Below are 17,962 nucleotides of genomic sequence, written 5' to 3' on the forward strand. Positions count from 1 at the left end.
ATATGAGCAAGAAACTCCTGTTCGCTGCGCTCGCGGCAACCCTGTCGGGCACGGCCGGCGCTGTACCGCGCGGCATCATTTCCGTGCGTGCGGAAGGGCCGAGCGAGATCAAGGCCCTGATCGACAATCTGCAGAAGGCGTTCCACGACTTCAAGGCCGAACACACGAAGCAGCTCGACGCCGTGAAGGCAGGCCTGCCGACGTCGGACGCGATGGCGAAAGTCGAGAAGGTCGGTGCGGAGCTCGAGGCGCTGCAGGCTGCCGTCGACGAGGCGAATATCAAACTCGCTGCGGTGCAGATGGGCGCCGGCGGCGGGAAAACCGTGCGTGATGCCGAATACACGGAAGCGTTCAAGGCACACGTGAAGCGGGGCGACATTCAGGCTGCGCTCAACAAGGGCGCTGACGAGCAGGGCGGCTACGTCACGCCGATCGAATGGGATCGGACGATTACCGACAAGCTCGTTCTGATTTCGCCGATGCGCCAGCTCTGCCGCGTGCAGACGGTTTCGAAGGCCGGTTTCTCGAAGCTGTTCAACATGGGCGGCACGGCGAGCGGCTGGGTCGGTGAGACGGACCCGCGTCCGCAGACGGGGACCGGTACGTTCAAGCCGCTGACCTTCGCCTCGGGCGAGATCTATGCAAACCCCGCGGCTACGCAGCAGATCCTCGACGACGCCGAAATCGACCTCGAATCGTGGCTCGCGACCGAAGTGCAAACCGAATTCGCCAAGCAGGAAGGCAAAGCATTCCTGGCGGGCGACGGCACGAACAAGCCGAACGGGTTGCTCACGTATATCGCGGGCGGTGCCAACGCCGCGGTTCACCCGTTCGGCGCGATCGAGGTCGTGAACAGCGGTGCTGCGGCGGACATCACGGCGGACGGCATCATCGATCTGATCTACGACCTGCCGAGCGCATTCACCGGCAATGCCCGCTTCACCATGAACCGAAACACGCAGCGCCAGGTGCGAAAGCTGAAGGACGGTCAGGGCAACTATCTGTGGCAACCGTCGTTCGTCGCTGGCCAGCCGGCGACGCTGGCGGGCTATCCGGTTACCGAGGTGCCGGACATGCCGGATGTGGCGGCGAACTCGACGCCGATTCTCTTCGGCGACTTCCAGCAGACGTATCTGATCATCGACCGCATCGGGGTGCGCGTATTGCGCGATCCGTACACGGCGAAGCCGTACGTGCTGTTCTACACGACGAAGCGCGTCGGCGGTGGACTGCTGAATCCCGAGCCGATGCGCGCGATGAAGGTCGCCGCCAGCGCGTAAGCGTCGGATCGTCGCGAGTGTGGTTTGAGGGGCGTCTTTGGCGCCCCTTTCGTTTTTCTACAGGAGGAATCGTATGGCGACGCTCATCAAGCCCTTCAAAGGCGTGAAGAACGGCGAAATCTACCCGACCGCATTCGAGGCCGGCGACGAATGCCCGGAAGAGCTGGAAGACGGTGCCCGAGCGGTCGGCGCACTGGAGAGTGCGGAAGAAAAGAAGCCGACCGCACCGAAGAAGTAAGCGATGGCGCTGGTCGATCTGAAGCTCGCGCTCGGCTTTGTGCGCGCAAATGAAGGTGTCGAGGACGACGTCGTGCAGATGTTGCTCGACGCCGCGACACAGTCGGCGGTCGATTACCTGAATCGCCAGGTCTTCGAGACGGAGGATGCGATGACCACCGCGATCGAGGCCGGCACTGCAGGGCAAAACCCGATGGTGGTTAATGCGGCAATTCGGGCGGCGATTCTGAAAATCACGGCCGAACTCTACGCAAACCGTGAGGACACAGCGTTCGGCCCGATTACCGAACTGCCGCTTAACGCGCGTGCGCTGTTGCGGCCGCATCGAATCATTCCGGGAGTTTGAGCGTGCTGAGATCGAGCGACCTGACCGAATTCATCGTCATAGAGCGAAAGGGAGGCCGAACGAACGAGAACGACGAGCCCTTGCCCGATGACTGGGTAACGCACGATCAGGTTTGGGCGTCCGTCCGCTTTATCAGTGGCAAGGAGCACGTCATTTCCGGAGCGGTACGAAGCTCGGCGATCGCGAGCATCCGTATCAGGTTCCGGGAGGACATCGACAGCGAGATGCGCATTCGCTACGGCGATCAACTGTACGACATCGTTGCCGTGCTTCCGAATCGCAGAAAGGGAAGTCTCGACTTGCCGGTGAAGGTGGGGGAGAAGTATGTCTAGCGTACAAATCCTTGGGCTGGCTGACCTGCAGGCCGATTTCCTGAAGCTGGCGAAAGCGCAGTCGACTAAGGCGCTCAGGCGCGCCACGGTCGCCGGCGCGAACGTGATCCGGGACGAGGCGCGCGCTCGCGCACCGAAAAAGACGGGTAAGTTGAAACGCAACATCGTCACGGCCGCGCTCAAGCAGAAGGATTCGCCGGGTATCGCAACCGCCGGTGTCCGTGTTCGGACGAAGGGCAAGGCAGACTCGCCAAACAACGCGTTCTATTGGCGATTCGTCGAACTGGGAACGCAGTTCATGAAGGCAGAGCCGTTCATGCGGCCGGCGTTTGACGCGTCTATCGCTCAGGCCGAAGGTGCGATTCGTACGGAGATCGCGCGGGCGATCGATCAGGTGGTCGGAGGTGGGTTTTGAGCGCATTGATCATCCGTGACGCAATCGGGATCGTCGGGGGCGCCAAAGGCTATGTGTCCGTAGCGGGTTCGACGGCGCAATCGCCGTACTACGTCGTCTCGCGAGTGAGCGGCACGCGGGACATGGCGCTTGGCGGCGCGACCGGCGGCAAGTCCGGCATGTTCCAGATCGATGTCTACGCGAAAACGTACACCGAGGCCGACTCGCTCGCCGACCAGATCATCGATCGCGTGGAATCGACCGGCATGTTCTCTGTCGGTGGCGTCAGCGACTTACCCGACGACTATTCGAGCGACACCGGTGTTTTTCGAGTGAGCCTCGAAATTTCGGTGCAGTTTTGACGTGATTGAAACCAGTATGGCCCGCTTCGGCGGGCCATTTTTTTGTGAGGGGCTTATGGCCGAGAAGAGCAAGCGCACCAAGGCGCAAGGTACGAAGGTCGAAGTGTCGAAGACCGTTTCGACGGATCTCGACGACAACACCCTGGTGTTCGTCGATCTCAATACGACCGGCAAGACGATTCAATGGCAGGGCGGTCAGTCGTCCGAGATCGACGCCACCACGCTCGCGAGCGAAGAGAAGGAATACGAGCTGGGCCTGCCGGATCCCGGCGAGTTCTCGGTCGACGGCAACTACTCGTCCGACGACGAAGGGCAGTCGCTCCTCCGCGCGGCCCGCGCAAGCGGCGAGAAACACGTTTTTCGGGTGACCTTCGCCGACAAGTCGCAATTCCTGTTCGTTGGCATGGTGCGGCAGTACACCTGGTCGGCGGCCGTCGACGGCATCGTGACGTCGACGTACAGCGTTCGGGTCAGCGGCGCGCCGAAGCTTGTTCCGCCTCCGGCGCCGCCGGCGGGCTGATCACTGCGCGAACCACAAGGGATAGACGATGACCAACAAGGTAAAACCGGGCGCACTCCGCGCCGCAATCCTGAACCCGCTGGTGGGGTGGCGGCACGAATTCATGCCCATGCCCGAATGGGACGGCGTTACCGTCGCGGTGCGCGAGCCGCTGCTCGAGGACCGCGCGTTCTGGCTCGATCCCCTGCGCGAGGCCGCAGGCGTCGAGCCGGACGACGACGAACAGACCGCGAAAGCCAAGTACAGCCGCGTGAGCGCAGACGCGCACAAGCTGGCGTACGCGCGGCTGTTCGTTCGTGTGCTGTATGTCGAGACCGCGCAGGGATGGCGTCGCGAATTCGACGACAGCGACGCCCAAGCGGTCGCCGCGGCGTACGGGCCGGCACACGATCGGGTGGTCACGAAGGCGATCGAGCTCGGCGGCCTCGCCGCAGATCGGGAGGAAGCCGAAAAAAAGCCTTCCGCCGAAACCCCGACCTCCGACTCGAAATGACACTGGCGCTGCGGCTCGGCAGGACGCTTGCCGAGCTGCGCGCGCAGATGTCGGCTGCCGAGTTCGCACTGTGGCAGGCGTTTGACGCGGAGTCGCCGATTAGCGATGAGCGGTACGACTTGCATGCAGCGATGGTGGCGTCGGCAGTGTTCCAGGCGCAGGGCGCGAAGGTGAAGGTTGCCGACATGATGCCGAAGTGGGGCGGGGAGTCGGAAGACGCTCAGCAGACCGACGACGATCCGTTCTTCGTCGGTCTTATGAGCTTGGCAAAGTAGGCGGGAAAATCAATGGCAACGAGTCTGCGCGAGCTGATCGTCAGCGTTACCGCGAACACGACCGAGTACGACCGGAGAATGCGTGGGCTGGCGTCGACGGCCGGCGGCTATTTCAACGCGGTGCGTGACGGTGGTCGTGCCGCTGATGCGGCGTTTGCGTCGAATGCGGCGAGCGTGCAGGTAACGGTACGTGCGATCGAGGCTGCGCGCGGGTCGCTTCGCGGGTACGCGGAAGCCGCGGCCGCGGCGTTCGGCATCCATCAGCTCGTCGATTATGCCGACGAGTGGACGAACCTGAGCAACAGGCTCAAGATCGTCACGCGCGATCAGGTCGATTTTGCGGTGGCGCAGAACGACGTGCTGCGCATCGCACAAGCGACGCGGCAGCCGCTCGACGCGACGGCGGAGCTGTATCAGCGGATTGCGAACAACACGTCGCACCTCGGTCTGTCCATCAAGGAAGTCGGCCCGCTGGTCGAGACGATCAGCAAGGCGGTGGCGCTGTCCGGCGTATCGGCCGACACGGCGCGGCTTGGCATCGTGCAGCTCGGGCAAGCATTCGCGTCGGGCCAGCTGCGCGGGCAGGACCTTAAGAGCGTTCTGGAGGAATTGCCCGGCGTGGCCGACGCGATCGCGCGCGGCATGGGCGTAGGGACGTCCAAACTGAAGGAGTTGGCAGAGGACGGCAAGCTGACGGTCGAGAACCTGATCGATGCGTTGCGGAATGCCGGGGCGAGCACGGATGCGCTGTTCGCCAAAATGAAGGTGACCGTCGGGCAAGCAATGACGCGCTTGCAGACGGACATGGAAGCCTATATTGGCAAGACGGACGAGGCGACCGGCGCCAGCGCGAAGCTGTCTCAAGGCATCATCTACGTTGCCGAACACCTCGACGATATAGTCAAGATCAGTGCGTCGCTTGCAGCCGGGCGGCTCGTCACGTATTTGCTGCAAAGTGGTATTGCTGCCCGTCAGGCTGCGATCGACTGGAACACGAAACGGTTGGCACTTGCCGCGGCAACAAAGGAGGAAAGCGCTGCCGCGCTGGTGTCTCTTGAGAAGGCGCGGAGCGATCGCGATGCGGCTGCGGCGAAACTGCAGAACGCACAGGCGGCGGAGGTCGCGGCGCAGGCCGAGCTTGCCGGCATGCGCGCGATGCGCGAAAGCCTCGCGATGCAGTCCGCGTTGATCGCCGGCTCGATTCGATACACGGATGCGAAGCTGGCCGAGGCGCGAGCGATCGAGGCGAGCGCGGTGGCGCAGGTCGCGACCGCCCGCTCGAATGTGTCGAGCAGTCAGGAAATCGGCACGCGGATCGCCGGCACGCCCTACGCCGCGGTGATCGCGCGCGAGACTGCAGCAGCACAGGCCGAGCTCGAGCGTGCGGAAGCCTCCCTCGCGCTGGCGCAACAGCGCCGTGTCGCACTGGAGGCCGCCGCGGCGAAGGGCACCGTCGACCAGGCGCGCTACACAGCAGCGCTTGCTGAAACGGAGAAAGGGCTCGCCGTTGCCGAGCGTGAAGTGGCTGCAGCGACGCAGGCGCGCGAGCGCGCCGAACGTGGCGCAGCTGCCGCTACGGCCGGGCTCACTGCTGCCACTGAACGCGCAGCTGCGGCGCAGACGGCGGCCGCGCGCGCGGGATCGCTGATGCGCACGGTGGGCTCGGGGTTGCTCTCGGTCGTCGGTGGGCTGCCCGGCATCCTGACGACGGTCGGCACGGTGGCGCTCGGCGCGGCAGTGAACTGGTTGGTGTTCCGGGATCACGCGAGCAGCGCGACGTCGAGCTTGATCGACATGCAGGCGCCGCTCGATCAGGTCATCGACAAATACCGCCAGCTCACGCCTCTGTTGCAGGAGGTCGAGCGCCAGCGAGTGAAGCAGGCGCAAGCGGCGGCGACAAGCGATGTCGCGGATGCATACGCCAGCCTCGCATCGCGCGCCTCGCAGAGCGTCATCGTTCCGACGTTCGGAGACGGTGCGCCGATCGTCACTGACGAGGATCAGGCGGCACTCGACCGATTCCTCGAAGGGCTGAAGCGCGTCAAGGCCGAAAATCTCGGTGTCGAGGAAAAATCGCGCGAGCTTGCGCGACTCGTCGACGTGTTCGTCGCGGCGACGCGCGGGGGAGACGATCTCCGAACCGAACTGGTGCAGGCCGCATCGGCAATCGATACGGCAGGGGCCGCGGCCGACAGGGGCGCGCGCACGCTGGCGGCGATGGACGCGGCAGCACGGGGTGCTGCTGATGGTATTCGACTGCTCACGGAGGAAAACAACTTCTTCGCCGGCGGCATGGCCGCCGAAGCGTGGAACAAGTACGTCGAGAAACTGAAAGAGGCATCCGACGTCATCGGTATGACCGCGCAGCAGCGCGCGGAATACGAGGCGAAGACGAAGGGTGCGAACGCAGCCGAGGCGCGGCAGGCCGGATTGATTGCGGGGCGCGCGGACGCATACAAGTCGCTGGAAAAGGCAATCCAGGACAAGGATGCGAAGGCGGAAGCCGGCGCACGTCGGAACATCGACAATCTGACGCGCGAGCTCGCGCTGATGAATCAGCAGATGGTCGTGGCCGGCGCACTGGCGAGCTTCCAAAGCGCGATCGTCACGAAGAATTTCGGCAAGTTCGCGAAGTACGGTTTCGACGACAAATCGGGCGATCCTGAGCTGGCGGCGATGATCGCGCGCGCCGAAGCGAACGCGAGCGGGAAAAAGGCGTACGACGAGACGATTGCGGAATCTGCGACGCAGGTTGCCCGTATCGGTGTCAATGCGCCCGCGCTGGCCCATCGGACGCGGATGGGCGGCGCTCGTTCGGAGCCGGAAAGCCAGCGTCTGCTCGAGAACATCGAGCAGCGGATCGCGCAGCTGCGCGTCGAGGCGGTGGCGACCGACAAGCTGACGCAGTCCGAGAAGGATCGGATCGGCTTCGATCAGAAGCTGACCGATCTTGCGGCGAAGCGCACGAAGCTGTCGGACGGCGACAAGAGCCTGATCCGCGATCAGGCGTCGATTCGCGCGGCCTACGATCGCGCCGTGCAGCTCGAAAAGGAGGTCCGCTATCACGAGGCGATCAACAAGCTGAAGGAACGCAGCGCGCAGATCGACGCCGAGCTGGCCGACTACGCGAAGGAGCGCCAGCGCGACGTCGAGCGCGAGTTGGCGGCGATGTCGCAGGGTGACAACGCGCGCTCAATGAACGAAGCGCTCAATCGCGTCAGCGATGAGTTTCGCCGTCGTCGTGACGAGCTGACCAAGGGCGCGCGCAAGGACGGAACGCTCAATTCGCCGGAGTTCCTGGGCGAGATCGATCGCATCAACCGGGCCGAAGCGGAGCAGATGGATCGCGAGCGCGGCTATCTGGAGCAGCGCCTCGAGCGCCAGAAGGATTGGCGCATTGGCGCGAGCCGGGCGGTTGCACTGTATCAGGAGTCTGCGCAGAACGCGGCCGGGATGGCCGAAGAGGCGTTCACCAACTCGTTCAAGGGAATCGAAGACGCTGTTGTGTCGTTCGTATCGACGGGCAAGCTGAATTTTAAAGGGCTTGTCGACAGCATGATCGCCGACCTTGCGCGGTTTGCCGCTCGCGCTGCACTCGCGCCCGTGTTCGGTTGGCTCGGCAATGCAATCGGACTCGGCGCCTCTGCCGCAGGTGGTTACAGCTCGTCGTCGCTGCTCGGCGGACTGGCGGGCGGGCTGTCGGATGGCGTCGCGGCCGCCGCCGGCGGCAACGCGTACGGGTTCCATCTTGCGACCGGCGGCCACGTCACGGGGCCGGGCACGTCGACGAGCGACAGTATCCCTGCATGGCTGTCGAACGACGAGTTCGTCGTCAAGGCTTCTGCGGTTCGGAAGCCCGGCGTGCTGCGCTTGCTCGAGGCGATCAACAGCGGCCGCGACGTCGGGTTCGCGAAATTTGCGAGTGGTGGACTTGTTGGCGGCGGTGGTGCTGGTTCTGGCGAGCAGTTCGGTGGCGATGGCGCGGCACTGCAGCTGAATATTCCGATAACGATCGAGGGCGGCACGGCCGACGCGTCGCAGATGATGGCAAGCGCCGAGTTTGCGAAGAAGCTCAAGCAGCTGGTGCAGGGGCTGATCGCAACCGAAAGCCGGCAGGGCGGGACTCTCTGGAAGTTGAAAAACGGGATGGGTTAATGACCGACACGTTTAACTGGTCGCCGACCGTCGAGGGGTTCGGTGGCGATACGACGCTGCGTGTGCGCAAGGCCGGGTTCGGCGATGGGTACACGCAGCGCGCAGCCGACGGCCTGAATAACCGGACGGCTACGTACAACCTTCGATTCGTGGGGCGCGCGGACATGATCGCCGCGATCCTTGCGTTTCTTGACGCACACGCCGGCTCTGTCTCGTTCTTCTGGACGCCACCGCTCAGGCCGCAGGGGCGGTTCGTGTGTGAGAAGTACAGCGAGCCGGTGAAGAACGGTGAGATCTACACAATCACGGCTCAGTTTGAAGAGACGTTTGCGCCATAAGGAAGGCCATGCCTACGCTTCAAAAAATCAATCTCGGAACCCCACCTGCTGGGAAGGACGGTGATTCGACGCGCGCAGGGTTCGTGAAAATGAATGCGAACATCGATGTTATCAACACATGCGTCGCACTCGGCTACGAGTTGATTACCGACAGCACGACGCTGAAACCCGCGCAAGTTGGCACGCGGTACGGCATCAACATCGCGGATCAGGGCAAATCGATTACGATCCCGCTCGCGTCCTCTGTCCCGGTGAATGCGTGTCTGCACTTCTTCAACGCCGGAAGCCCGGTAACTATCGCACCGCAAGGTAGCGATGGCACTCAGATCGGGACGCTCAATAAAGGCGACTGGGCGACATACGTATCCGACGGCGCGAAATACTGGCACGTTGCAGAGCGCGGGAAAATGCTGTGGGATGAGACCGTCGGCGGAAACCTCACAGTTGGCGGCCGCGTCCTTGTGGGCGGTGCTGCCGACGACGGCTCGACAGCATTGCAGGTCAAAGGAACCGCAAGTATCAGCAAATTTACCAGCCGCCCGAATTTCGGTGGAAACGTACCGTGGGACAGTGGGAACTTCAAGCCTGACCAATATAACGGAACGTACAAGTCGATAGGCGGTGCGGTGGTTGCGCAGAGCGGTAGCGCCGCCTCCTTTCTCTCCAGCGGTTATGTATTTTCTTCCGCGACCGGCGGCGCACTGCCAACCGACAAGTACGCGGAAGTATTTCACGATGGCGCATCGGCCGGTGTCGCGGTCAACCACGGCGACGGAGATTGGCAGCCGCTGATCGCCGCCAATGTGGACCAAAAAAGAGCCGGGGTGCCTGTTTCTCTTGGTGGCCGGAATATTCCTGTTGTGTGGGCGTACTGGTCAGGAAACACCGAGTACGCCGGAGCCGGAACGGCGTTCAATTGCTCTGCAACGTACCTTGGCGTAGGCCGACTGCGAATCTATTTAGCTGCACCCTTTGCATTTGATACGCACATGATTTTCGTGAACGGTATGCCCGCGTCGAATGGAACCAACTGGGCGTTCCCAGCGATGACGAGCAACGCCTGGGATGGTGGCTATATCGACGTTGGGTTTGTGATCAGTGGCGGCGGTGCGGGAAGCGCTGTCGGAGGGATGATCCAAGTTCTGATTGTGAAGGTGCGGTGATGTCAATAGTCGCCGATATTCAATCGCTCGAGCCCGGTCACCGTATCGAGCTATTTGAGGTCGACTGCACAGCGATCGGCGGCGATGTGCTGCGTTTTCATGGGCACCTGCAGTCGACGTCGATCGTGTGGCAGGGTCAAGAGTACAAGCCGTGGCCGATCCAGGCGGCCGGTTTCGAACGGACGTCGGACGCCAGGCAGCCGGCGCCGACACTTACTGTCGGCGACATCAACGGCACGATCACCGCAATGTGTGTCGCGCTGGAGGATCTGGTCGGTGCGAAGGTGTTTCGCCGGCGCACGCTGGCGAAGTATCTCGACGCGGTGAATTTCCCGGACGGGAATCCGACCGCGGACCCGAACGAGCAATGGCCGGTCGAGCAATGGCGAATCGAGCAGAAAAGCGACGAACAGCCGGGCGTGCAGGTCGAGTTCACGCTGTCGTCGCCGCTCGATTTCGGCGGACAGCAGGTTCCCGCACGCCAGATCGTCGGCACGTGCCAGTGGCGCTACCGCGGTCCCGAGTGCGGATACACCGCCATGGTGTTTTTCGACAAGAACGACAACCCGGTGAGCGATCCTGCGTTGGATCGCTGCAGCCAGCGGATCAGCGGATGCGAACGCCGGTTCGGCGTGAATAACCCGCTGCCTTACGGCGGCTTTTTGTGCGACACGCTCGCATAGCCGACGATCAACATCCCATCACGGACCCGCCAACCGGCGGGTTTTTTTATGGACGAACGAATCAAGCAGGCGATTGCCGATCACGCACTCGCCGAGTATCCGCGCGAGTGCTGCGGGCTCATCGTGCGGACAGCGGCGGGTGACGTGTATTTGCCGGGGCGAAATGTCGCGCCGACTCCGACCGACCAGTTCGCGCTCGCGCCCGAAGACTACGCGGACGCCGAAGACATGGGGGAAATCGTTGCGATGGTGCATTCGCATCCGAACGGCACGGCGCAGCCGAGCATGGCCGATCGTACCGTATGCGAGCGCGCCGGCATTCCGCAATGGGTCATTGTGTCGCTCGGCGTTCAGGCAGACGGATCGATCGGCGTCGACGACTGGAACGAATTCGGACCCAGCGGATATGTCGCGCCGCTGTATGGCCGCGAATTTCTGCACGGCGTGCTCGACTGCTACGCGTTGATCCGGGACTGGTATCTCGCCGAGCGTGGAATCGCGCTGCCGGATTTCGAACGTAAGGACGGGTGGTGGGCTGACGGCCATTCGAACCTGTACATCGCACACTACCAGGACGCCGGCTTTCTCGACGTCGGCCGCGACGTGACGCTCGAACCGGGCGACGTCCTGCTGATGCAAATCCGTAGCAAGAACGGTGTTCCGAATCACGCCGGCGTCTATCTCGGCGACGGCATGTTCGCGCATCACATGTACGGCCGGCTGTCCGGAAAGGCCGTATGGGGTTCGATGTGGCGCGACAGCTGTACCACGGTGCTGCGCTACGTGGGAGGCGTCAATTGAGCGAGAAATTGCGAGAGGTGAGGCTGTACGGGATCGCGGGCACGCGTTTCGGGCGCGTGCATCGGCTGGCTGTTTCGTCGACAGCCGAGGCCGTGCGAGCACTGTCGGTATTGCTGCCGGGCTTCCGCAAATTTCTGCTCGAGGCACGCGACAACGGACTCACGTTCGCCGTGTTCAACGGCCGCCGAAACCTGAGCCAGGACGATCTCACGGCACCCGTAGGGGACGAGGCGATTCGAATCGCTCCGGTGATCATCGGGAGCAAAAGCGGAGGGCTGTTCCAGACAATTCTTGGGGCAGCACTGGCCGTCGTCGGCTTCGTGTTCGAGCAACCGTCGCTGATCGCGATGGGCGCTTCGGTGATGCTCGGCGGTGTCGCGCAAATGCTGAGCCCGCATCAGCCCGGGCTGGCTGGCGTCACTGACAACGGCACGTCCTACTACTTCAACGGGCCTGTGAACAGCGCGGCTCAGGGGGAGCCCGTGCCGCTGATTTACGGCGACACGATCACCGGTTCGAAGGTCGCGAGCTCGGGCATCTACGCAGAGGACCAACAGTGAAAAAGATATACGCGGAATCCGGGTTGAAGCGGATCAGCGGTGCAAAGGGTGGGGGCGGTGGTGGTGGCGGTGGCGAGTCGCCGGACAGCCTCCATTCGACCGCGCGCGCGAAGGTGCTCGACATCATTGGTGAAGGCCCGATCGCGGGCTTGGTCAACGGTATGCAGTCGGTCTACCTCGACGGCACGCCGATCCAGAACGCCGACGGCTCGGTCAACTTCCAGAACTACACGGTCGACGTTCGGACGGGAACGCTGGATCAGGACTACATGCCCGGCTTTCCGGCGGTCGAACGCGAAACTGCGGTTGGGATCCCGCTGACGTCGGATGCGCCTTGGGTGCGGCAGGTGCAGAACACGCAACTCACAGCGGTCCGTATTCGCTTCGGCGTGCCCGCACTGCAGAAGAGCGACCCGTCCTCCGGCGTGTTCGGCTACCGCGTCGAGTATGCGATTGACCTGTCGGTTGACGGGGGCTCGTACGCGGAAGTGCTGCGTGGCGCCTTCGATGGCAAGACGACGTCGCTGTACGAGCGTTCCCATCGGATCGAACTGCCGAGTGCGAAATCCGGCTGGCTGGTGCGCGTGCGGCGCATTACGCCGAATGCACACAGCTCGCTGATCGCCGACACGGTGAACATCGAGGCGATCACCGAAATCATCGACCGCAAGCTGCGCTATCCGATGACTGCGCTCGTGGGTATGACGTTTGACGCGCGCTCATTCTCGCAGGTCCCGGTGCGCTCGTACCACGTTCGAGGTCTGATCGTGCGTGTGCCGTCGAACTACGACCCCGAAACGCGCACGTACTCGGGCACGTGGGACGGCACGTTCAAGCCGGCATGGACGAACAATCCCGCGTGGATCTTCTACGACCTGCTGTTGAACGAGCGCTACGGGCTCGGAAAGACCGTCGATGCATCGATGATCGACAAGTGGGGGCTGTACGAGATCGCGCGCTACTGCGATGTGATGGTGTCGGACGGAAAAGGCGGCGTCGAGCCGCGATTCGCCTGCAACTGCGTGATCCAGTCTGCCGCCGACGCATTCAAGGTGTTGCAGGACATCGCGAGCGTCTTCCGCGGCATCGCCTACTGGGGCCCCGGAGCTGTCGTCGCATCGGCGGACATGCCGTCGGATCCGGTGTACGTGTACACGGCGGCGAACGTGATCGATGGCTCGTTCCGGTATGTCGGCAGCGAGCGCAAGACGCGGTACACGGTCGCGCTCGTCAGCTACAACGACCCGGCGAACCAGTACAAGCAAGCCGTGGAATACGTGCCGGACGAGGACGGGATCGCGCGCTACGGCGTCGTTAAGACACAGGTTACCGCGTTCGGTTGCACGTCGCAGGCGCAGGCACATCGCGTCGGCCAATGGATTTTGCTCACGTCGCGGTACGAGGCGGGGACGGTGTCGTTTCAGGTTGGCATGGACGGCGTGCTGGTCGGTCCGGGGCAGGTGATCGCTATTGCCGATCCGCGCAAGGCGGGGCGGCGCATCGGCGGCCGCATCCGCTCCGCTGCCGGCGCGGTTGTCGTGCTGGACAAGGCGCCCGCCGTGGCGCCGGGCGATCGCTTCACGGCGATCCTACCGTCGGGCGTCGCACAGTCGCGCGCGGTGAAGTCGGTCGACGGCGACACGCTTACGTTGGTCGACCGCTTCGATGCCGATCCGGTCTCCGGCGCGGTATGGATGCTGGAAAGCGATGCGCTCACCGCGCAGCTGTACCGCGTCGTCAGCGTGCAGGAAAGTGACGAAGAAGGGCAGATCGCCTACACGATCACTGCAACGCGACATGAGCCGGGCAAGTACGCGGCGATCGACGACGGCGCGCAGATTCAGCAGCGGCCTGTGACGGTCGTGCCGCCATCGGTACAGGCACCGCCGAGCAACGTCAGATTGACGACGTACTCGGTGATTGACCAGGGCATCGCGAAAACCAACATGGTGATCGCGTGGGACGCCGCGGACAAGGCGGTGACGTATCTGCCGGAATGGCGGAAGGATAACGGCGACTGGGTCGCTGTTGCACAGACGGGCGGTCTGCAGGTTGAGATCCCGGGCATCTATCAGGGGCGCTACGTCGCGCGTGTGCGCGCGCAGAACGTGATGAACGTGACGTCGCTGCCGGCCGTCAGCGCGGAAACGATGCTGATGGGGAAAACGACTCCACCGCCGTCCGTGGTTTCGCTCAAGGCGTCCGGTGTGGTGTACGGAATCAACCTGGAGTGGAAGTTCCCAGGGGACGGCTCGGCAGCCGACACGCAGCGCACCGAGATCTGGTACAGCCGGACGCCGAGCCGCGACGACGCTACGAAGTTTTCGGATTTCGCGTATCCCCAGGCGTCCACGTCGTATCAGGGGCTTGCGGTCGGGCAGGTCTTCTACTTCTGGGCGCGTCTCGTCGACACGTCCGGAAACGTCGGGCCATGGTATCCGGCCGACGGTCCCGGCGTGCAGGGGCAGCCGACTACCGATGAGGCGGCATACGAGGACTACTTTCGCGGCCAGATCGGCAAAAGTTCGCTGGGCCACGATCTGCTCGAGCCGATCGACTCGATCACGCCTCCGATGGCCGGCGACGCGGAAGAGTACGCGGGCGACGACACCATGTATGCCGGCGTGTGGTCGCTGCAGTCGGCGATCGCCGAGGGCGACATGGCTGTTGCGCAAAAGGTCGAGACCGTAGCAGCTCAGATGAATTCGGCGACCGCAACGCTGTCCGCTGCTGTCCAGACCGAGGCGAAGGCGCGTGTCGACGCTGACAGCGCAATGGCGCAACAGATCACGACCGTCCAGGCGAAGGCGAACGAAAATGCGGCCGCCGTGCAGACCGTCGCGCAGTCGTATGCGGATCTGAACGGGCGCGTCTCCGCGTCGTACCAGATCAAGACGCAAATCACCTCGGACGGGCGCACGTACATCGCTGGAATCGGTGTCGGCGTCGACAACAACAACGGGATCATCGAATCGCAGGTGTTGGTGTCGGCCCAGCGGTTCGCTGTGGTCGACCCGAACAACGGCGGCTCGATGATCGTGCCATTCGTTGTGCAGGGCGGTCAGGTCTTCATTCGTCAGGCGTTGATCGGCGCTGGATGGATCACGAACGCGATGATCGGCAGCTACATTCAGTCCGACAACTACATCGCGGGCCGGCAGGGGTGGAGACTCGATAAGAGCGGGTGGTTCGAGATCAACGCTGCGGACGGAAGCGGAAATCGGCTGGTGCTGGACGGCAGTAGCGTGCGCGTCTATGACGGAAACGGCATGCTGCGCGTGCGTATGGGGATGTGGTGATGGTTGCTGGCCTTCAGATTTTTGACGGTGCAGGCCGTCTGCTCCTCGATGCGAAATCGCGTGCAGGGCGAGTTGTCGGGATCGTGCATACGGGAGGTGTTGACGGAAGTGTCGCCGCCGATATGTCGGGCGGTGAGCCGTTCTGGGCATTTATGCCGGAGCAGCTGTTCTACCGCGTCTCTGGCGCAGAGCCGTCTCCCGTCGTTTCCATCAATGCCGGTGGAATCAGCTGGTCGTATAGCCCGAACGACAGCGGCTCTAACGCATACACCCGCGTTCCAGGGTGGATTGTTTTCGGAGTGTATTGATGCCGGCGGGATTTCAGGCATTCACTGATACCGGGTTGTATCAGATCGACGGGCGAACGCCCAACTATCAAATGGTGCAGGCGATGGTCGGCCAGGCGGTCAACAGCGATCTGCACTTGGCGTACAACGACGCTAATAGGGAATTTCGCGCTTCGATGCCGAACGTGACGTTCACGTTCAATGCGAATGCCGGACCGATGTATGGCGTGTATGCATCTGGAGGCACGGGGATAACACTCTGGGCCGCCAAGCGCAGTGATCTAGTTTACACATTGACGTTCGTTACCGAGCAGCCATGCACCGTCTACCTGTTTCTGTTTGACAAGGTGCCGCCTGCAGCCGGCAATTTCGGGATGCAGGTATTCGACGCTGGGGGGGTGCTGATTGCCGATTCATCCAGACCGTTCCTGCGAGTACTCGATGTCATTTATGACGAGTACATCCCGGGAACCGGCTGGGCAGTTATCGGACGGCCTTCGCCGCCGTGGCAATCCCGCGCGTACGCAGCGCCAGTTATCGCTTCAGCGATTTACTCGGTGAGAAAAATATGGTGGAACGATCCGCCGGGAGTGCAGCTTACGTCGATTCGCGTGACTGGAAACGTTGTTTCGTGGGGAACCATGATTCATGGCGATGGTGGTGGGAACAACTTCGTCGGGTTTCGTGAGCAGTTCCATTCGAGATTCATGGTGCTGGATGGAACGGGGATCGTGTAACAGGCCGCCGACGTTGGCGGCTTTTTCTTTACGGGGAACAGATGCGAGCGAGTCCAACCGAAGTCGCGAGCTACGTGGGGAGCGTTACTGCCGTGGCGTCGTCGCTGACGCTGACGGACATCGGGGTGATCGTCGGTATTTTGACGGCGATCGCGACGTTCGGACTGAACTTCTTTTTCATGTGGCGGAAGGATCGCCGCGAACAGCGCGAGTCGGATATGCGCATTATGGAGATGGAGAAGCACGATGGCTGACGTGCCGAAGAGGACGCTTGTGGGCGTTGTTGGGGCTGCTGCGGCAGCCCTTCTTTTTTCCATGGTCCCGAAGTTCGAGGGGCTCGAGCTCGTCGCGCGGCCGGACCCGATCGGGATCATCACGGCCTGCAACGGCGACACGAAGGACGTGCGCGCCGGCCAGCGCTTCACGCCGGACGAGTGCCGCGCACGCCTTGAGCAACGCCTCATCGAGCACGCCGCGCTGGTGTTGAAATGCACGCCGACGCTGAAGGGCCGCACGTACCAGCTCGCGGCCGCCGTGAGCTTCGCCTACAACGTCGGCGCCGGTGCGTACTGCGGCAGCACGACGGCGAAGCGGTTCAACGCCGGCGACTGGAAGGGCGCATGCCGCGCGATCAATGAGTCGGATAACGGCCGGCCACAGTGGGTAACCGCCGGCGGACGCGTGTTGCCGGGCCTCGTGAAACGGCGCGCCGAAGAGCGTGCCCTGTGCGAGCGGGGGTTGTGATGGTTGAGGCACCGCGATTCTGGCTGGCCGTCGTCGCAGCAGCAGCGATGGGCATGGCTGGCGGCTACTGCAAAGGCCATCACGACGCTGACCAATCGGCCACAGTCGCTGATCAGTCGAAGCAGATCCGCGAACTGAAGGCCGCGCGAGACGAATACCAACGCCGCACGACGGCGCAACAGGAGAACGCAGACCATGCTGCGAAAGAACGTGACCAGGCGCGCGCAGATGCTGCTGCCGCTGCTACTGCTGCTGACGGCCTGCGCAAGCAAGTCGACCGGCTCGTCGAACGCGCGCGGCATCCCGCCGCTACGCCCGGAGGCCCGTCAACCGGCGACGCCCTCGATCTGCTTGCCGACGTGCTCGGCCGCGCTGACCAGCGCGCGGGAGAACTGGCGGAATATGCTGACCGTGCCCGCATCGCCGGCCAGCAGTGCGAGCGCGACTACGACGCGCTGACGGCCGTAAAATAGCTCTGGCGCGCCGGTTCGGGTCCGGTCGAAGATGGCGCGCACTTTCTTCTTCCTGCTACAAATCCGCACCATGCTGCCGCAAGTACTTGATTCGGCACTCTTCTAGTTTCCGGTCCCCGGCACCAAATACCTGTCCATGCCCGTCCTCAAGAAGCAGAGACCCGCGATTGCGCAAGGCTTCGCGGGTTTTTTGTTTTTGATTTGGCCGGTTTGACTCGTGTGAATCTGAGGGAGGCGCAGGAGCACCTCTAGGGGATTTGGGTTGATGGTCGCCTCATCTGATGAAGTGCCCCCTCTCGGCTGTAAGTGCACCATGCCGCTGACAGGCATCACTGAACCGCTTCGAATTCTTGGACAGTGCCGAGTGTTAGTACAGGATCTTTCATAAACCTTCGGCCGTAGGCGAAGACTGTATTGGCGGGTTTCGCGTCCAACATCGATGCGAACCAATGCAGGTTCAGGCATCGTCCTCGAGCGAGCCGT

At 62.9% G+C, this 17,962-nt stretch carries 21 protein-coding genes; all 21 read left to right on the plus strand.

What is annotated here, in order from left to right; genetic code table 11:
- The first annotated feature begins 2 nt into the window (after window positions 1–2).
- The 21 genes from ACSHSS_RS09865 to ACSHSS_RS09965 all read left to right on the plus strand — a co-directional run bounded on the left by ACSHSS_RS09865 (window position 3) and on the right by ACSHSS_RS09965 (window position 17,479).
- Complete coding sequence (locus ACSHSS_RS09865; RefSeq protein WP_249485384.1) at window positions 3–1,280, plus strand: phage major capsid protein; 1,278 nt, start codon at window positions 3–5, stop codon at window positions 1,278–1,280.
- Window positions 1,281–1,353: 73 nt separating this feature from the next.
- Window positions 1,354–1,518, plus strand: a complete 165-nt coding sequence (locus ACSHSS_RS09870) for a hypothetical protein (protein WP_217037006.1) — start codon at window positions 1,354–1,356, stop codon at window positions 1,516–1,518.
- A 3-nt stretch (window positions 1,519–1,521) separates the two neighbouring features.
- On the plus strand, window positions 1,522–1,863 hold the full coding sequence (locus ACSHSS_RS09875) for a head-tail connector protein (RefSeq protein WP_249485386.1): 342 nt from the start codon (window positions 1,522–1,524) through the stop codon (window positions 1,861–1,863).
- Between the two features lie 2 nt (window positions 1,864–1,865).
- Entirely contained in the window at window positions 1,866–2,195 is a 330-nt protein-coding gene (locus ACSHSS_RS09880; RefSeq protein WP_445544900.1) for a phage head closure protein, read from the plus strand.
- Window positions 2,188–2,610, plus strand: coding sequence for an HK97-gp10 family putative phage morphogenesis protein (locus ACSHSS_RS09885; protein WP_105838503.1), 423 nt, complete (start codon window positions 2,188–2,190; stop codon window positions 2,608–2,610). Before ACSHSS_RS09880 ends, ACSHSS_RS09885 begins: the two co-directional genes overlap by 8 nt.
- Window positions 2,607–2,951, plus strand: coding sequence for a tail completion protein gp17 (gene gp17 / locus ACSHSS_RS09890; protein ID WP_048996149.1), 345 nt, complete (start codon window positions 2,607–2,609; stop codon window positions 2,949–2,951). The genes ACSHSS_RS09885 and gp17 overlap by 4 nt, the downstream gene beginning before the upstream one ends.
- Window positions 2,952–3,006: 55 nt before the next feature.
- Window positions 3,007–3,471 (plus strand): phage tail tube protein, encoded by a 465-nt coding sequence (locus ACSHSS_RS09895; protein ID WP_053298850.1) that lies wholly within the window; start codon window positions 3,007–3,009, stop codon window positions 3,469–3,471.
- A 28-nt stretch (window positions 3,472–3,499) separates the two neighbouring features.
- Entirely contained in the window at window positions 3,500–3,964 is a 465-nt protein-coding gene (locus ACSHSS_RS09900) for a phage tail assembly chaperone (protein WP_445544901.1), read from the plus strand.
- The gene (locus ACSHSS_RS09905) at window positions 3,961–4,239 is read left to right on the plus strand and encodes a phage tail assembly protein T (protein WP_105838506.1); all 279 of its coding nucleotides are present in this window, start codon (window positions 3,961–3,963) and stop codon (window positions 4,237–4,239) included. Before ACSHSS_RS09900 ends, ACSHSS_RS09905 begins: the two co-directional genes overlap by 4 nt.
- Window positions 4,240–4,251: 12 nt before the next feature.
- Window positions 4,252–8,394 carry a phage tail tape measure protein gene (locus ACSHSS_RS09910; RefSeq protein WP_445544902.1) on the plus strand — a complete coding sequence of 1,381 codons (4,143 nt, stop codon included), beginning with the start codon at window positions 4,252–4,254 and terminating at the stop codon, window positions 8,392–8,394.
- Window positions 8,394–8,732 carry a phage tail protein gene (locus ACSHSS_RS09915; RefSeq protein WP_059937589.1) on the plus strand — a complete coding sequence of 113 codons (339 nt, stop codon included), beginning with the start codon at window positions 8,394–8,396 and terminating at the stop codon, window positions 8,730–8,732. Before ACSHSS_RS09910 ends, ACSHSS_RS09915 begins: the two co-directional genes overlap by 1 nt.
- Before the next feature lie 8 nt (window positions 8,733–8,740).
- A complete protein-coding gene (locus tag ACSHSS_RS09920) occupies window positions 8,741–9,895 on the plus strand; it encodes a hypothetical protein (protein ID WP_445544903.1) in 1,155 nt (384 codons plus the stop codon).
- Window positions 9,895–10,578, plus strand: a complete 684-nt coding sequence (locus tag ACSHSS_RS09925) for a phage minor tail protein L (RefSeq protein ID WP_369717804.1) — start codon at window positions 9,895–9,897, stop codon at window positions 10,576–10,578. The genes ACSHSS_RS09920 and ACSHSS_RS09925 overlap by 1 nt, the downstream gene beginning before the upstream one ends.
- Before the next feature lie 48 nt (window positions 10,579–10,626).
- Window positions 10,627–11,379, plus strand: coding sequence for a C40 family peptidase (locus ACSHSS_RS09930; RefSeq protein ID WP_369717805.1), 753 nt, complete (start codon window positions 10,627–10,629; stop codon window positions 11,377–11,379).
- Window positions 11,376–11,939 (plus strand): tail assembly protein, encoded by a 564-nt coding sequence (locus ACSHSS_RS09935; RefSeq protein ID WP_445544904.1) that lies wholly within the window; start codon window positions 11,376–11,378, stop codon window positions 11,937–11,939. Before ACSHSS_RS09930 ends, ACSHSS_RS09935 begins: the two co-directional genes overlap by 4 nt.
- The gene (locus tag ACSHSS_RS09940) at window positions 11,936–15,238 is read left to right on the plus strand and encodes a host specificity protein J (protein WP_445544905.1); all 3,303 of its coding nucleotides are present in this window, start codon (window positions 11,936–11,938) and stop codon (window positions 15,236–15,238) included. The genes ACSHSS_RS09935 and ACSHSS_RS09940 overlap by 4 nt, the downstream gene beginning before the upstream one ends.
- Window positions 15,238–15,546 (plus strand): hypothetical protein, encoded by a 309-nt coding sequence (locus tag ACSHSS_RS09945; RefSeq protein ID WP_012216725.1) that lies wholly within the window; start codon window positions 15,238–15,240, stop codon window positions 15,544–15,546. Before ACSHSS_RS09940 ends, ACSHSS_RS09945 begins: the two co-directional genes overlap by 1 nt.
- Window positions 15,546–16,262, plus strand: coding sequence for a hypothetical protein (locus ACSHSS_RS09950; RefSeq protein ID WP_217096779.1), 717 nt, complete (start codon window positions 15,546–15,548; stop codon window positions 16,260–16,262). The genes ACSHSS_RS09945 and ACSHSS_RS09950 overlap by 1 nt, the downstream gene beginning before the upstream one ends.
- A gap of 41 nt (window positions 16,263–16,303) precedes the next feature.
- Window positions 16,304–16,516, plus strand: a complete 213-nt coding sequence (locus ACSHSS_RS09955) for an HP1 family phage holin (RefSeq protein ID WP_012216727.1) — start codon at window positions 16,304–16,306, stop codon at window positions 16,514–16,516.
- Complete coding sequence (locus tag ACSHSS_RS09960; protein ID WP_445544906.1) at window positions 16,509–17,006, plus strand: lysozyme; 498 nt, start codon at window positions 16,509–16,511, stop codon at window positions 17,004–17,006. The genes ACSHSS_RS09955 and ACSHSS_RS09960 overlap by 8 nt, the downstream gene beginning before the upstream one ends.
- A complete protein-coding gene (locus ACSHSS_RS09965; RefSeq protein ID WP_445544907.1) occupies window positions 17,006–17,479 on the plus strand; it encodes a DUF2514 family protein in 474 nt (157 codons plus the stop codon). Before ACSHSS_RS09960 ends, ACSHSS_RS09965 begins: the two co-directional genes overlap by 1 nt.
- The last annotated feature ends 483 nt before the right edge of the window (window positions 17,480–17,962 follow it).

It is taken from the genome of Burkholderia sp. BC1 (assembly GCF_052683555.1).

What these genes read in the sequence shown, in the direction of transcription:
- ACSHSS_RS09865 (WP_249485384.1), top strand. Translation starts at nt 3, where the DNA reads ATGAGCAAGAAACTCCTGTTCGCTGCGCTCGCGGCAACCCTGTCGGGC.
- ACSHSS_RS09870 (WP_217037006.1), top strand. Translation starts at nt 1,354, where the DNA reads ATGGCGACGCTCATCAAGCCCTTCAAAGGCGTGAAGAACGGCGAAATC.
- ACSHSS_RS09875 (WP_249485386.1), top strand. Translation starts at nt 1,522, where the DNA reads ATGGCGCTGGTCGATCTGAAGCTCGCGCTCGGCTTTGTGCGCGCAAAT.
- ACSHSS_RS09885 (WP_105838503.1), top strand. Translation starts at nt 2,188, where the DNA reads ATGTCTAGCGTACAAATCCTTGGGCTGGCTGACCTGCAGGCCGATTTC.
- ACSHSS_RS09895 (WP_053298850.1), top strand. Translation starts at nt 3,007, where the DNA reads ATGGCCGAGAAGAGCAAGCGCACCAAGGCGCAAGGTACGAAGGTCGAA.
- ACSHSS_RS09900 (WP_445544901.1), top strand. Translation starts at nt 3,500, where the DNA reads ATGACCAACAAGGTAAAACCGGGCGCACTCCGCGCCGCAATCCTGAAC.
- ACSHSS_RS09905 (WP_105838506.1), top strand. Translation starts at nt 3,961, where the DNA reads ATGACACTGGCGCTGCGGCTCGGCAGGACGCTTGCCGAGCTGCGCGCG.
- ACSHSS_RS09910 (WP_445544902.1), top strand. Translation starts at nt 4,252, where the DNA reads ATGGCAACGAGTCTGCGCGAGCTGATCGTCAGCGTTACCGCGAACACG.
- ACSHSS_RS09915 (WP_059937589.1), top strand. Translation starts at nt 8,394, where the DNA reads ATGACCGACACGTTTAACTGGTCGCCGACCGTCGAGGGGTTCGGTGGC.
- ACSHSS_RS09920 (WP_445544903.1), top strand. Translation starts at nt 8,741, where the DNA reads ATGCCTACGCTTCAAAAAATCAATCTCGGAACCCCACCTGCTGGGAAG.
- ACSHSS_RS09925 (WP_369717804.1), top strand. Translation starts at nt 9,895, where the DNA reads ATGTCAATAGTCGCCGATATTCAATCGCTCGAGCCCGGTCACCGTATC.
- ACSHSS_RS09930 (WP_369717805.1), top strand. Translation starts at nt 10,627, where the DNA reads ATGGACGAACGAATCAAGCAGGCGATTGCCGATCACGCACTCGCCGAG.
- ACSHSS_RS09945 (WP_012216725.1), top strand. Translation starts at nt 15,238, where the DNA reads ATGGTTGCTGGCCTTCAGATTTTTGACGGTGCAGGCCGTCTGCTCCTC.
- ACSHSS_RS09950 (WP_217096779.1), top strand. Translation starts at nt 15,546, where the DNA reads ATGCCGGCGGGATTTCAGGCATTCACTGATACCGGGTTGTATCAGATC.
- ACSHSS_RS09955 (WP_012216727.1), top strand. Translation starts at nt 16,304, where the DNA reads ATGCGAGCGAGTCCAACCGAAGTCGCGAGCTACGTGGGGAGCGTTACT.
- ACSHSS_RS09960 (WP_445544906.1), top strand. Translation starts at nt 16,509, where the DNA reads ATGGCTGACGTGCCGAAGAGGACGCTTGTGGGCGTTGTTGGGGCTGCT.
- ACSHSS_RS09965 (WP_445544907.1), top strand. Translation starts at nt 17,006, where the DNA reads ATGGTTGAGGCACCGCGATTCTGGCTGGCCGTCGTCGCAGCAGCAGCG.